General features: G+C 73.4%; 14 protein-coding genes. 10 read left to right on the top strand and 4 right to left on the bottom strand.

Annotation, left to right across the window (positions count from 1 at the left end):
- Positions 1-92: 92 nt before the first annotated feature.
- The 7 genes from D0D15_RS17430 to D0D15_RS17460 all read left to right on the top strand — a co-directional run bounded on the left by D0D15_RS17430 (position 93) and on the right by D0D15_RS17460 (position 8,083).
- A complete protein-coding gene (locus tag D0D15_RS17430) occupies positions 93-914 on the top strand; it encodes an SDR family NAD(P)-dependent oxidoreductase (RefSeq protein WP_094002603.1) in 822 nt (273 codons plus the stop codon).
- The gene (locus D0D15_RS17435; RefSeq protein ID WP_115944579.1) at positions 911-2,980 is read left to right on the top strand and encodes an acetate--CoA ligase family protein; all 2,070 of its coding nucleotides are present in this window, start codon (positions 911-913) and stop codon (positions 2,978-2,980) included. The genes D0D15_RS17430 and D0D15_RS17435 overlap by 4 nt, the downstream gene beginning before the upstream one ends.
- A 31-nt stretch (positions 2,981-3,011) precedes the next feature.
- Positions 3,012-4,196, top strand: coding sequence for an acyl-CoA dehydrogenase family protein (locus D0D15_RS17440; RefSeq protein WP_094002602.1), 1,185 nt, complete (start codon positions 3,012-3,014; stop codon positions 4,194-4,196).
- The gene (locus D0D15_RS17445; RefSeq protein ID WP_094002601.1) at positions 4,193-4,915 is read left to right on the top strand and encodes an enoyl-CoA hydratase/isomerase family protein; all 723 of its coding nucleotides are present in this window, start codon (positions 4,193-4,195) and stop codon (positions 4,913-4,915) included. The genes D0D15_RS17440 and D0D15_RS17445 overlap by 4 nt, the downstream gene beginning before the upstream one ends.
- A 22-nt stretch (positions 4,916-4,937) precedes the next feature.
- Positions 4,938-6,395, top strand: a complete 1,458-nt coding sequence (locus tag D0D15_RS17450; RefSeq protein WP_094002600.1) for a purine-cytosine permease family protein — start codon at positions 4,938-4,940, stop codon at positions 6,393-6,395.
- Between the two features lie 121 nt (positions 6,396-6,516).
- A complete protein-coding gene (locus D0D15_RS17455; protein WP_094002599.1) occupies positions 6,517-6,939 on the top strand; it encodes an ATP-binding protein in 423 nt (140 codons plus the stop codon).
- 154 nt (positions 6,940-7,093) lie between these two features.
- A complete protein-coding gene (locus tag D0D15_RS17460) occupies positions 7,094-8,083 on the top strand; it encodes a ferritin-like domain-containing protein (protein WP_094002598.1) in 990 nt (329 codons plus the stop codon).
- A 69-nt stretch (positions 8,084-8,152) separates the two neighbouring features.
- On the opposite strand, the gene D0D15_RS17465 is transcribed toward D0D15_RS17460, so the two are convergent.
- Positions 8,153-8,584, bottom strand: a complete 432-nt coding sequence (locus tag D0D15_RS17465; RefSeq protein ID WP_158224371.1) for a hypothetical protein — start codon at positions 8,582-8,584, stop codon at positions 8,153-8,155.
- Between the two features lie 188 nt (positions 8,585-8,772).
- On the opposite strand from D0D15_RS17465, the gene D0D15_RS17470 reads away from it, so the two are divergent.
- A complete protein-coding gene (locus D0D15_RS17470; protein WP_094002596.1) occupies positions 8,773-9,033 on the top strand; it encodes a hypothetical protein in 261 nt (86 codons plus the stop codon).
- Here D0D15_RS17470 and D0D15_RS17475 read toward each other — a convergent pair.
- From D0D15_RS17475 to D0D15_RS17485, 3 genes are read right to left on the bottom strand one after another with little or no spacing between them, the layout of a single operon-like run.
- Complete coding sequence (locus D0D15_RS17475) at positions 9,017-9,199, bottom strand: hypothetical protein (protein WP_094002595.1); 183 nt, start codon at positions 9,197-9,199, stop codon at positions 9,017-9,019. The genes D0D15_RS17470 and D0D15_RS17475 overlap by 17 nt on opposite strands.
- On the bottom strand, positions 9,183-9,869 hold the full coding sequence (locus D0D15_RS17480) for a response regulator transcription factor (protein ID WP_094002594.1): 687 nt from the start codon (positions 9,867-9,869) through the stop codon (positions 9,183-9,185). Before D0D15_RS17480 ends, D0D15_RS17475 begins: the two co-directional genes overlap by 17 nt.
- Positions 9,866-11,047 (bottom strand): sensor histidine kinase, encoded by a 1,182-nt coding sequence (locus D0D15_RS17485; RefSeq protein WP_162830598.1) that lies wholly within the window; start codon positions 11,045-11,047, stop codon positions 9,866-9,868. Before D0D15_RS17485 ends, D0D15_RS17480 begins: the two co-directional genes overlap by 4 nt.
- A 235-nt stretch (positions 11,048-11,282) precedes the next feature.
- Between D0D15_RS17485 and D0D15_RS17490 the strand changes: the two genes are divergently transcribed.
- A complete protein-coding gene (locus tag D0D15_RS17490; protein WP_094002592.1) occupies positions 11,283-12,428 on the top strand; it encodes a UDP-N-acetyl glucosamine 2-epimerase in 1,146 nt (381 codons plus the stop codon).
- 153 nt (positions 12,429-12,581) lie between these two features.
- On the top strand, positions 12,582-14,048 hold the full coding sequence (locus tag D0D15_RS17495; RefSeq protein WP_115944570.1) for a PP2C family protein-serine/threonine phosphatase: 1,467 nt from the start codon (positions 12,582-12,584) through the stop codon (positions 14,046-14,048).
- Positions 14,049-14,066: the final 18 nt, after the last annotated feature.

The raw sequence follows: 14,066 nt of genomic DNA on the forward strand, positions 1-14,066 counted from the left end.
CACCCAGACCCCGACCGCACCTCTTGACAACCACCCACACCATGCCGCTAACTGACGCATCAGTCAGACCGGTTGGTGAAAGGTGGGGCTCGATGACACTCGACGGGCAGGGGCACGAGGGCGTGCTCCGGCCGGACGCGCTGGCGGGGCGGATCGCCCTGGTCACCGGCGGCGGCACCGGCATCGGCCGGGCGACCGCGCTGGCGCTGGCGCGGTGCGGCGCCGGGGTGGTGCTGGCCGGCCGCCGGGCCGAGCACCTGGAGAAGGTGCGCGGGGAGATCGCCGAACTCGGCGCCCGCGCGCTGGCCGTGCCCGCGGACATCCGCGACGAGGAGCAGGTGACACGGCTGGTGGACCGGGCGCTGGCGGAGTTCGGCCGGATCGACGTGCTGGTCAACAACGCCGGGGGCCAGTTCGCCGCGCCCGCCGAGGAGATCACCGCCAAGGGCTGGCGGGCCGTGCACCGGCTCGCGGTCGACGGCAGCTGGGCGGTCACCCGGGAGGTCGCGGTGCGCGCGATGATCCCCGCGCGCACCGGCGTGGTGTTCTTCCTCGCCTTCTCGCCGCGCCGCGGCATCCCCGGCATGGTGCACGCGACCGCCGCCCGCGCCGCGCTGGAGAACCTCGCCGCGGGGCTGGCGCTGGAGTGGAGCCGCTACGGCATCCGCTCGCTGTGCGTGGCGCCCGGCACGATCGAGACCGAGGGCCTGCGCGAGAACTACCCCGCCGCCGACCGGGCGCGCTGGGCGCAGGCGGTGCCGCTCGGGCGGCTGGGCACGCCCGAGGAGGTCGCCGACGTGGTGGCGTTCCTGGCCTCGCCGGGCGGCCGGTACGTCACCGGGACGACGATCACGGTCGACGGTGGCGCGGACGCGTGGGGCACCGGCCACCCGGCGCCGGAGCCGGTGCGATGACCGCCGTGCTCCCCCGCGCAGGGCGGGACGCAGACGTGTTGTTCGACCCGTCGTCGGTCGCGGTCGTGGGCGCCAGCGACGACGAGTCGAAGTACGGCAACTGGATCGCGGTGCAGGCGCTGCGCATGCTCGGCCGCCGCCCGGTGCACCTGGTCAACCGCCGCGGCGGGACCGTCCTCGGCCGCCCCGCGGCCCGCTCGCTGGCCGAGCTCGCCGAACCGGTCGAGCTGGTGGTGGTGGCGGTGCCGGCGGCCGGGTTCGAGGCGGCCGTGGACGACGCCCTGGCCGCGGGCGCCCGCGCCGTCGTGGGCATCACCGCGGGCTTCGCCGAGCTCGGCGCCGAGGGCCGCGCGCTGCAGCAGCGGGTCACCGAACGGGTGCGATCCGCCGGGGCCGTCCTGCTCGGGCCGAACTGCCTCGGCGTCGCGGACTCGACCACCGGGCTCACCCTGGCCTCCAACCCGCTGCCGTCCGGCACGGTCAGCCTGCTGTCGCAGAGCGGCAACATGGCGCTGGAGCTGAGCGGGTTCCTCACCGGCCACGGGCTCGGGTTCGCGCGCTTCGCCTCGCTCGGCAACCAGGCCGACGTGGGCGTGGCCGACCTGATCCGCTCGTGCACCCGGCACGCCGGCACCGAGCTGATCGCGGTGTACTGCGAGGACTTCGGCGACGGCCGCGAGTTCACCGACGCCGCCGCGCAGGCCCGGCGGGAGGGCAAACCCGTCGTGCTGCTCACCGTCGGCGGCAGCGCGGCGTCGGTGCGAGGCGCCGCGTCGCACACCGGTTCGCTCACCTCCGACAGCGACGTCATCGACGCCGCCTGCCGCGCGGCCGGGGTCTACCGCGTGGCCACGCCCCGGGAACTCGCCGACCTGGCCGCCACCCTGCGCCAGCAGGGACCGGTCGAGGTGCGCCGGGTGGCGGTCCTGGCCGACGGCGGCGGGCACGCCTCGGTCGCCGCGGACGTCACCGAAGCCGCCGGCCTGGCGGTGCCCGAGTTCTCCCCGCGGCTGTCGGACGCGTTGCGCCGCGAGCTGCCGCCGTCGGCGGGTGTGCGCAACCCGATCGACCTGGCCGGCGCGGGTGAGCAGGACATCACCTCGTTCACCCGGGTGCTCGAGGTCACCCTGGCCGAACCGGACACCGACGCGGTCCTGATGACCGGCTACTTCGGCGGCTACCGGGAGTACGGGGAGCGGCTGGGCGCCGGGGAGCTGGCCACCGCGCACCGCATCGCGGACCTGGTGCGCGGGCAGGGCAAGCCGGTGGTGGTGCACACCATGCGCGCGGACAGCCCGGCGGCGCGGGCGCTCGCCGAGCGCGGGGTGCCCGTGTTCGGTGCCGTCGAGCAGGCCGCCCGCGCCCTGGCGCTGCTCGGGTCCGCCCCCGCCCCGGAAGCCCCGGCCGCGGTGCCCGCACCGGCCGAACCGGTCACCGACGACGGCTACTGGTCGTCGCGGGCGCTGTTCGCCGCCGCCGGGGTGCCGTTCCCGGACGGCGCCCGCGTCACCACCGCCGCGGAGGCGGTGGCCGCGGCCGAGCGGATCGGCTACCCGGTCGTGCTCAAGGCCGAAGGGCTGCTGCACAAGTCCGACGCCGGCGGTGTCGCACTGGGACTGTCCACAGCGGACGAGCTGCGGGCGGCGCTGGCGGACATGCACGCCCGGCTGCGGGCGCCCGGCTACACCGTCGAGGCGATGGCCGACCTGCGCGACACCGTCGAGCTGATCGCCGGCGTCCGCCGGGACCCGCGGTTCGGGCCGGTCGTCATGGTCGGCCTCGGCGGGGTGTTCACCGAGGTGCTCGCCGACGTCGCCTTCGCACTCGCCCCGGTGGACCAGGCCGGTGCCGAGCAGCTGCTGCGCAGCCTGCGCGCCGCCGCGTTGCTGACCGGCGCCCGCGGCCGCCCGCCGGTCGACGTGCCCGCCGCCGCGCGGGTCGTCGCCACGATCAGCGCGCTCGCCGCCGCCCACCCCGAGATCGCCGAGCTGGAGATCAACCCCCTGCTGGCCGCGCCCGGCCGGGTCACCGCGCTCGACGCCCGCATCGTCCTCGCCGACGACTGACACCACGTTTCCCGACACCGGAAGGATCACGATGGATTTCGCCTACTCCCCCCGCCTGGCCGAGCTCAAGCAGCGGGCCGCCGACCTCACCGCCAAGATCATGCCGTACGAGGACCAGTGCGAGCGGGAGAACGGCCTGCCGCCCGAGGCGCACGCCGCGATCCGGCAGGAGGTCCTGGCCAGCGGCCTGCAGGCGATCAACACCCCGGTCGAGTGGGGCGGGGCCGGCCTGTCCGTGCTGGAGCAGGTCGTGGTGCAGGACGAGCTGGGCAAGCTGACCAACGCGCTGTGGGACACGGTGTGGCGGCCGGCGAACCCGCTGGTGCACGCCACCCCCGAGCAGCGCGAGCGCTACCTGGTGCCGGACGCGCGCGGCGACCGCCGGGACGCGGTGGCGATCACCGAGGCCGACGCCGGGTCCGACCCGTCCGGGATCGCCACCACGGCGGTCCGCGACGGCGACGGGTACCTGCTCAACGGCGAGAAGTGGTTCGTCACGGTCGGCGACGCGGCCGACTTCCTGCTGGTGCTGGCGAACGTGCCGGACGGCGGGCCGACGATGTTCCTGGTGGACACCGACACGCCGGGGGTGCGGATCAAGCGGGTGCCGCGCTACACGCACACCTTCGTCTACGAGCACCCCGAGTTCACCTTCACCGACGTGCGGCTGGGCGCGGACGCGGTGCTCGGCGGCGTCGGCCGGGGCTACGAGCTGACCCGGGACTGGTTCACCGAGGAACGGCTGATGATCGGCGCCCGCACGATCGGGGCGGCCGAGCGCGCGCTCACCCTCGCCACCGACTGGGCGCGGGAACGGGTGCAGGGCGGGGTGCCGCTGATCGAGCGGCAGCTGATCCAGGGCATGATCGCCGATTCGGTGGTGGACATCGCCACCAACCGGGCGCTGACCCACCAGGTGGCGTGGGAGTTCGACCAGGCCGACCTCGACGACCCGACGGTGCGCAAGACGTTGCACGCCAAGGCGGCCACGGTCAAGCTGGCCGCGTCCGAGGCGGCCAACCGCGTGGCCGACCGCTGCCAGCAGATCTTCGGCGGCCGCGGCTACATGCGCGAGTACCCGGTCGAGCGGCTGTGGCGGGAGCTGCGGGTGGACCGGATCTGGGAGGGCACCTCGGAGATCCAGCGCCTGGTGATCGCCAACCACGTCGCCAAGCGCGGCCTGGGCTCGCTGGTCACCTTCCCGGAGGCGGAGTGACCGGGCCGGACGCCGGCGCGGTCGGGGTGACGACGGCCGACGGCATCGCCGTCGTCACCCTGGACCGGGCCGCCAAGCGCAACGCCCTGTCCACCCACCTGGAGTCGCGGCTCGCCGAGGCGCTGCGGTCACCGTCCGTCGTGGACTCCCGCGCGGTGGTGATCACCGGCGGGGCGGAGGTGTTCTCCGCCGGCGCGGACGTCACCGAGCTGCGGGAGATGACGCCGGCCGCGATCGCCGCCTACTACCGCGCGTCCGGCGCGGTGTACGAGGCGGTCGCGAACCTGCCGCAGCCGACGGTCGCCGCGATCACCGGCTACTGCCTCGGCGGCGGGCTGGAACTCGCGCTGGCCTGTGACCTGCGGGTGGCCGACGAGCGGGCCGAGTTCGGCTTCCCCGAGATCGGGCTCGGCATCCTGCCCGGCTCCGGCGGCATCGCCCGGGTGGTGCGCGAGCTGGGCCCGGCCCGCACCCGCGACCTGGTGCTGCGCGGCCGCCGGTTCGGGCCCGCGGAGGCGGCGAGCTGGGGTCTGCTCACCGAGGTCGTGCCGGCCGGGGCGCATGTCGACCGCGCCCGCGCGCTCGCCGCCGAGCTCGCGGCCGCGCCACCCCAGGCACTGGCCTGGACCAAGCAGGTCATCGACGCCGCCGCCGAGTCCTCGCACCGCACCGCGCTGCTGCTGGAGCAGCTGGCCTACGCCGCGCTCAACCGCACCTGACCTTCACCCCACCGGAGGAGTCATGGACACCGTCGTCAACTCCCGGAACACCCCGCCACGCCCCGGCGGCCTGCGGGGCATCGAATCCCGCTCCATCGACTACGTGCCCCTGCGCGAACGGCACGGCAAGGCCTGGCACCTGTGGCCGGTGTGGTTCACCGGCGACGCGCACCTCGCCACCGTCGCCACCGGCGTGCTGGGGATTTCGATGGGGTCGAATCTGCTGTGGACCGGGATCGCCATCGTCGCCGGCTGCGCGTTCGGCACGTTCTTCATGGCGTTCCACTCCTCGCAGGGCCCGCAGCTCGGGCTGCCGCAGATGATCCAGTCCCGCCCGCAGTTCGGCTACCTCGGGGCGCTGCTGGTGTGGGTGGTCGCGCTGGTCACCTATCTCGGCTACAACGCGTTCAACCAGCTGCTCGCCGGGGAGGCGGCGCACCTGTTGTTCGGGGTCGACCCGACCGTGGCCTACCTGGTGTTCACGGTGCTCGCCGTGCTGCTGGCGGTGTTCGGCTACGACTGGATCCACAAGGCGCAGCGGTGGCTGGCGTACGGGTTGCTGCTGGTGCTGGGTGTGTTCAGCGTGGGCATCGGGTTCACCGGCGAGATCCCGTCCGGGCAGTTCTCCGCGTCCGGCTTCCACGCCGAGGCGTTCGCCATCCAGTTCTTCGTCGCCGCCGCCTACCAGCTCAGCTGGGCGATCTACGTGTCGGACTACTCGCGCTACCTGCCGCGCACGGTCGGGGTGCGGGCCACGTTCTGGTGGACCTACCTCGGCGCGCTGATCGGCGGCGCGTGGATGATGCTGGTCGGCGCGGTGGCGGCCTCGCTCAACGCCGGGCTGAACACCTCGGAGGCGATCCACCAGGCCGGGAACGCGATCTTCCCCGGGTTCGGGACGGTGCTGGTGGTGCTCGCGCTGCTCGGGCTGATCACCATCACCGGGCTGAACTTCTACGGCGCGTCGCTGACCCTGCTGTCCATTGCGGACTCGGTACGGCCGGTGCGGTCCAGCCGTGCCAAGCGGATCGTCACGCTGGTGGTCTGCGCGGTGCTGTCCACTTCGGTGGCGCTGTCGGCGTCGGCGAACTTCCTGCACGAGTTCGAGCACTTCCTCGGCATCCTGCTGCTGTTGTTCACGCCGTGGACCGCGATCAACCTGGTGGACTTCTTCTGGGTGCGGCACACGCACTACTCGATCCGGGAGATCTTCAACCCGCGCGGCATGTACGGCCGCTGGGGCTGGCGCGGTCTGCTGGCCTACACGATCGGGTTCGTGGCGATGCTGCCGTTCGTCAACTCCGCGGTCTACACCGGACCGGTGGCGCGGCTGCTCGGCGGCACCGACATCGCGATGCTGCCCGGACTGGTCGTGTCCGGCGCGGTGTACCTGCTGGTGTGCCGCAGCCTGGACACCGCGGCCGAGCGAGCGCTGATCGCCCGCGCGGACGCCGATCTGGAGACGGCGGAGGTCCGCTGATCCCGTCCGGCGGCGAGTACTTCCCGGTGCTCGCCGCCGGGCCGGGGTTCGCTCCGCGTCCGGGCTGCTCCGGCTCCGGGTGGAGTAGCCTCGGTCGCGGCAGCGGCGAGAAGGGATCCGGATGGCGCTCGACGCGGTGGACGAGCCCGGCCGAAGATCCGGCGAGGCCCTCGTCCGCGAGGTCACCGCCGTGGCGGCTCAGGCCACCATCCTGCGCCGGGTCCTCCTCGGCTGGGTCCGCGGCCGCGGGCTGCCGCCCGAGCTGGCCGCCGACCTCGAACTCGCCGCCTACGAGGCCATGGCCAACGTCGTGGACCACGCCTATCCCGACGGCACGCACGGCACCATGACCGTCACCGCCCGCCACGATCCCGGCGCGATCGTGGTCTGCGTCGCCGACACCGGGCGGTGGCGCGACGGGCTCAGCGACCCCCTGCGCGGCCGCGGGCTCCCCCTCATCCGCGCCCTCGCCCCCGAAGTCACCGTCACCAGCACCTCGACCGGGACCACCGTCACCATGACCTGGCCCTGGAAGGCCGCCTGACCGCACATCCCGGCTCGTCCCGCCGTCCTTCGAGCGAGTGAAAGGTGCCTCGGCTCCAAACCGAAGCCCGTCCAGCTCCGAATCCGCGCTCGTGACGCCTGTCACACCTGCCGGCGCGGTGCTACGCGCCGGCAGGGTCTTCGAACGGAGCACGATGTTCGGCAAAGACTACGTCGCCAAGATCATCCACCGGAGCGCGGAGACGCCCGCGGACCGGCGGCGCTTCCTCCGCAGCGCCGGCCTGGCCGGCCTCGGTGTCGTCGGTGCCGGCGCGCTCGGCTCGCCGGACTTCGCCTCGGCCGCCACCGCGGCACGCACCCGGCAGGACGCGCAGCAGCTCAGCGATGCGTCGGTCCTGAATTTCGCGTTGAACCCGGAGTACCTGGAAGCCCAGTTCTACCTGCATGCGGTGCGCGGAGAGGGCCTGCCCGAGACGTTGCGGACGGGACGCGGGAACCAGGGGCCGGTGACCGGCGGGCGCCGGGTGCGGTTCCGGTCCAAGCGCATCCGGCAGTACGCCGAGGAGATCGCGGGCGACGAGCTGGCGCACGTCCGGTTCCTGCGCAGCGCACTGGGCTCGGCGGCGGTCGCCCAGCCGGCCATCGACATCCAGACCAGCTTCACCGCGGCAGCACAGGCGGCCGGCATCGTCCGGCAGGGCCGCACGTTCGACCCCTCCGCCTCGGAGGAGAACTTCCTGCTGGCCGCGTTCCTCTTCGAGGACGTCGGCGTCACCGCCTACAAGGGCGCCGCACCGCTCATCCAGAACAAGACCTACCTCGAAGCGGCCGCCGGCATCCTCGCCGCCGAGGCCTACCACGCCGCCAACATCCGGACCTCGATCCTGGAAACCGGGGCGAACGTGTTCGGCGCGGGCGTGCTCAGCCGCAATCTCGACGACGCGGCGAACAAGCTCTCCGACGCGCGCGACAGCCTCGACGGAACCACCGATCTGGACCAGGGCGTCCGCGACGCCCGAGGCAACGCCAACATCGTGCCCACGGACCAGTTCGGCGTCACCTACAGCCGTAGCGCCGCCCAGGTGCTCAACATCGTCTACCTCACCCCCGGGCAAACCACCCGCGGCGGGTTCTTCCCCAGCGGTGTCAACGGCGAAATCAACACCAGCGCCGGCAACGCCTGATCGCCTCCCGCCAGGCCCGGCCGCGCCTCCGGGTGCGGCCGGGCCCCGCGGCATGCGCACTCGCGGAGGTCAGGCCGATGCCGTGAACGACACCGCGCCCGCGGCGAGCGCGCCGGTCTCCGCGGCGCGGCGCACCTGCGTGGCGGCGTGCCCGCGACCACCGGATTCCCCTTCGCGCAGCCCGAAACCCGAACCCACGAACACCAGCACGACGCCGCGCCCGGCCGCGACCTCCACCCAGTTCCCGGGAACATCGAGCACCGCATCCGCGAGCAGCGGCTGGAAATGCGGCCACTCGAGCGTCAGCTCACCCCGCCTGGTCACGTGCATACGCCACCCCGGCGCCGCGTGGAGGGGCAGATGGTCCAGATCCGTCGTCAGCCGCACCCCGCGCGCCAGGACGACCCGGAACAACGCATCTCGCACCACCGTCGCGCCGGACCGGGCACCCGCCTCACCCTCCATGAACAGCGCCGCGAACACCACGCCGCAGCGTCCCACAACGACGCCTGCACGTGCAGCCGGCTGACACTCATGATCCGGAAATCCCTGCTCGGCGAGGCGCGAACCGCCCTGCCGGTCAACCCTCGTTCGTCACGAACGCCAGTCGGGTTTGGTGGCCCCCGCCGGTCCGGGTCACCCCGTGCGCAGCTCGCCAAACCGGAGACGGCGCCACCACGAATACCCGGGTGAGCCAGGTACTGGCCGCTCCGCAGGAACAGGACACCACGATGGACGTCTCCACGATGCGTCAGCCCGCCGTGTGGCTGGCGGGCCGCTGTCCCACCGCCCCGAGCCGGGCCACCACCGTCCGGGACGACCAGGGACGCAGGTGGCACCTCGGCGGCGACCAGTGCTGGCACACCGACGACGACCGGCACCACACGACGTGGCGGGACCTGTCCGGCCGTACCGATCTCGTCGAAGTGCCGATCACCCCCGCACCGTGATCCGCCACGCCGCCGGCCCGCCACCGATGCGGGGACCGACCGGCACGGGCGGGTCGGACTGCCGGGCGGGCGTCGCCACACCCTCGTCGGTGTGGTTCGCCCAGGGGCCCAGGTCCAGCAGCAGCCGGATGTCGCCCAGCGCCGGGCCGTCAACCCGGCTGGGCACCGTCGTGGTCGCCGGGTGTCAGCCGCAGCTGGTCGGCCAGCAGCGCGGCCTGAACGCGGTTGTCCAGCCGCAGCTTCGCCAGGATGCGGGAAACGTAGGTCTTGACCGTGGACAGGCTCATGTAGAGGCGTTCGGCGATCTGGGTGTTGTCCAGGCCGAGCCCGACGTGGCCGAGTACCTCGCGTTCACGCTCGCTGAGCAGGTCGAGCCGCTCGGCGGCGTCCGGGAAGGCGGTCGCCGCGGCGGTGGTCCTGGCGGAGAGGCGCCGGAGGATCCGCTTGCCGAGTTCGATGTTCAGCACCGCGGCGCCTCCGTGCACCGCCCGGACCGCGCTGATCAGGTCCTTGGGCGTGAGCTGTTTGAGCAGGAAACCGTCCGCGCCCGCCGTCAGCGCCTCGATCATGAGCTGGTCGTCGTTGAAGGTGGTCAGCGCCAGTACCAGCGGTGGCCGCGGGTCCTTCTTCAGCTGCGCGGTGGCGGTCACCCCGTCCACCCGGGGCATGCGCAGGTCCATCAGCACCACGTCCGGCCGGTGCTCGCGGCAGGCCACGACCGCCTCGGCACCGTCCGCCGCCTCGCCGATCACCTCGATGTCCTCCGCGGACTCCAGGATCGCCCTGGTCCCGGCGCGGATCAGAGCCTGGTCGTCGACGACGAGCACCCTGATCACGATGTCGATCGTCCCATCGGCTCCCCGGCCTCGCGACCGCCCCGCGACAGCGGCAGGTCGGCCTCCAGCACGAACCGGGCGCCGTCGGCCGAGGAACCGGCGGTGAGGCTGCCGCCGGCCAGCGCCGCCTCCTCGGCGAGCAGGCGCAGGCCCCGGCCCGTTCCCGGAAAGGAGGGCCGGTCCTCCGGCGCGACCGGGCTGGACACCGTCAACCGCAACCGGCCCGCCGCCTGGGTGAGCCGGATGTCGGCTCGCGGCGCACCGGCGTGCCGCAGCACGTTGGTCAGCGCTTCCCGCACGATGCGATAGCACAGGTCCTCGCCGGTCGAGTCGCACACGGGCCCGGCCGCCGGCGAGTAGGCCACCTCGACACCGAGCGACCGGTAGTCCCGCACCAGGTACTCGATGTCTGCGATGCGGAACCCGTCGGCCACCCCGTCGATCTCCCCGATCGGGGTGGACAGCACGTCGAGCACCTCGCCGAGCTGCCCGATGGCCTTCTGGCCGACGCTCACGATCAGCTCGCTGCGCCGCCGGATGGGCTCGGTGACCGCGGCGTCGACGCTGATCGCGCCCGCCATGCTCACCATCACCGTGACGTGGTGGCCGACGCCGTCGTGCATCATCGACGCCAGCCGCGCCCGTTCGGTCAGGCTCCGCTCCCTGAGCGTGCTCTCCCGGAGCCGTCGCTGCCGTTCCGCCGACTGCGCGGCGTGCCGCTCGCGCTCGGTCAACGCCTCCTCGAGACTGTTCTTCGCCGCGCCCATCGCCAGCGGCGCCACCGCGGCGAGGGACCAGTAGACCAGCCCGTCGAGCCCGCTCGACGGCAGGCTGGTCTCGAACTCGAACAGCCGGCCGGGGCCGGTGACCGGCTCGAAGAACAGCTGGTGCGCGGGCCAGACCAGGAGCAACCCCATGCAGGTGACGGCGAGCGCCCAGCGCCGTCGCCGGGCCAGCGAGTAGGTCATCACGTAGTTCGCGTAGGGCAGGTTCGTCATCAGGAACGTGGCGCAGGCCACCACCGTGGCCGCCCAGTCGTACTCCCGCCGCCACCGCCCGACCACCACCGCGCACAACGCCGCGACCGCGGCGTAGACCGACAGCGACACGGGAGCGGTGCGGTGCAAGCCGGTCAGCAGCCCCACCGCCGCGGGACCGGCGATCACCAGCGCAGCCATCGCGTCACGCGGTCGCCGGGACCGGAACAGCTGCTGCCAACGCTCCATCACCTCCCCCATCGAAACAGCTCACCGCCGCCGGGGCGACTTCCACGGCCTCGATCGAGTGGCGCGTCGACCACTTCGTCAACCAGGGGCTACAAGACGGCGTGAGCCGTCACCCCAGGACGACGCGAACCTCCCCCCGGCTGAGCTGTGCTGGAGGAGACCAACCGCCCCTGACCTGGAGGAACCGATGACCGCGATCCTGCCGCAGACCGACCGACCGGCCACCCGGCGGCCTCCGCTCATCGCCGGCGCGGCACCGCGCTCCGGCGGCGTCGCACTGATCCTCGCGACGCGGCCGGAAATCTTCAAACTCGCCCCGGTCCTGTGCCGGCTCGGCCGGCGGGCCAGGGTGGTGCGGCCCGGGAACCACTCCCCCAGCGCACTGCCCAACCCGGAGTTCGGCGGCGGCACCGGGACCGGATCCCGGAGCTTCCGGGTCGCGGGGGCGCTGGAACAGCTGACCCGGCTCTTCGCCGCCGACCGCCCCGAGGTCGTGCTCGTGCACGGCGCGACCGACACCGCGCTCGCCGGCGCGCTCGCCGCTCATTCGCACGGCATCCCCCTGGTGCACGTCGAGGCCGGGTTGCGCAGCCACGATCTCGCGCTTCCCGAGGAGCGCAACCGGGTGCTCGCCGACCGGGTCTCCGACGTGCTCTGCGCGCCGACCCCGGTCGAGGTCGGCAACCTCGAAGCCGAGGGACTCGGGGGCCGGGACGTGCGGCTGACCGGCACCACCACCGCCGAGGCCGTGCACCACCGGCTCATGCCCGGGCCGGACCGGATCAACGTGCTGCGGAAGTGGGGACTCCAGCCGGACGGATACGTGCTGGCCACCCTCGACCGGCCGGAGAACACCGACGACGAGGAAGCGCTGTTCGCGATCGCGAACCAGCTCTCCGGAATCGCCGACGCCGGATACCCGGTCGTGCTGCCCGTCGACCCGCGAACCAGGGCCGCGGTGATCCGCGCCGGTGTCCTGGCGTCCGCGATGAACCTGCGCGTGGTGAACCGGCTCTGGCACTCCGAGTTCCTCGCGCTGGCCAAGCACGCCGCGCTGCTGGTCTCAGACTCGGGATCGGTGCAGGAGGAAGCCACCGTGCTGAAGCGGCCGATCCTGGTCGTCCGGCGATCCACCGAACGCCCGGAGGTGCTGCGGGACTTCGGCAAGCTCGTGCGGCCGCACGACGACATCGCCGGGATCGCGCTGAACTGGCTCACCGACGGCGTCGAGTGCCGCGCCAGGCTCGCGGACACGCCCTCCCCGTTCGGGGACGGGCGCAGCAGCGAGCGCATCGCCGACGCCGTCCACCACTTGTCCCTGCTGAACCGCTGAAGTAGCGCGGTCTCGATGCCCCGGGCGCCTCCCGGCAGCGTGAACCGGGAGGCGCCGCCGGCTGCCAAGGTGTGCGTCGTTGCCTAGGGTGGAAGCGCGAGCCGCCGATCACGGACCCGAAACGGTCGCGGCAGCGCACAAGGGAGGAACCGGATGCCGCAACAGCACGCGTCGACGCTGGACGGACACGACCCGCGCCGGCCGGTGCCCGCGCCGTTACCCGAGGACGAGGACGCGAGGCTGGCCGCGGTGCGCCGCTACGACGTCCTCGACACCCCACCGGACGGGGCGTTCGACCGGGTCGCGGCGATGGCGGCGCACCTGTTGCAGGTGCCCGTGGCGACCGTGTCGATCGTGGACGAGAACCGGATCTGGTTCAAGGCCGCCCACGGCCTGGAGGGAGTGCCCGAGATCGGCCGTGACCCCGGGTTGTGCGCCTCGGCGATCTGCCAGGACCAGGCGCTGGTCATCCCCGACACGCTGCGCGATCCCGTGGCCGCGGGCAATCCGCTGGTGACCGGTGACCTCGGGGTGCGGTTCTACGCCACCGCGGCGGTCACCACCGCCGACGGCCACCGCCTGGGCACCGTCAACGTGCTGGACACCCGGCCCCGCGTGATCACCCCCGAGGACACCGCGATCCTGACCGATCTGGCCGCGATCGTCATGGACGAGCTGGAGCTGCGGCTGTCGGCGCTGCGCGCGGTGCGGGCCGAACGGTTGCTCCGCCAGGCCGAGACCACTCGCGCCGAGACCGAACAGGCCGCGCGGGAACGGGCCGAACGCGATGCTGCCGCCATCGCCGCGTACGCCGCGACACTGCAGCAGACCCTGCTGCCACCCGCGCTGCCGTCGATCCCGGGCGTGGAGCTGGCTTGCCACTACCACCCCGCCTCCCGGTACGAGGTCGGCGGGGACTTCTACGACGTGTTTCCGCTCGACGACGGCCGATGGGGGTTCTTCCTGGGCGACGTGTGCGGCAAGGGCGCCGAGGCCGCCGCGCTGACCTCGCTGAGCCGCTACACCCTCCGCGCCGCCGCCCACCAGCACGTCGACGACCCCCTCGCCGTGCTGGCCACGCTGAACGCCGCGCTGCTCGCCGACCCGGCCGTGGGGAGCCGCTTCTGCACGGTCCTCTACGGCACCATCACCCCCGCCGACGACGAGAGCGGGGGTACCGTGGTCCGCCTGGCCGGTGGTGGACATCCACCGGCGTTCCACCTGATCCCCGCCCCCACCGGGCACGGCGGTGCGCGGGTGCACCCGGTGGAACTGCACGGCAGCACGCTCGTCGGCGCCCTGCCCGACGCCCGGTTCGTCGCCACCACCGTGCTCCTGCGCCCCGGCCAGGCGCTCCTGCTCTACACCGACGGCCTGTCCGAATCCCGCGACGCCGACGGACGGCTGCTCGACATCGACGGCGTAGCCGCCTTCCTGGCCGCCCGCACCGGCCCCACCACCGCGGCCGCCCTGGTCGCCGACACCGTCGCCCTGCTCACCGGCCTGCCCCACGGCCTGGACGACGACGTCGCCCTGCTCGCCCTGGCCGCCACCACGACCGAGAGCGGGCTGGCGGTCACGAACACCGGCGCACCGGGCCGGGCCGCCCAGGAGCGCTGACCGTCACGACCGGACCAC

It is taken from the genome of Amycolatopsis thermalba, assembly GCF_003385215.1.
GTDB classification, from domain to species: domain Bacteria; phylum Actinomycetota; class Actinomycetes; order Mycobacteriales; family Pseudonocardiaceae; genus Amycolatopsis_E; species Amycolatopsis_E thermalba.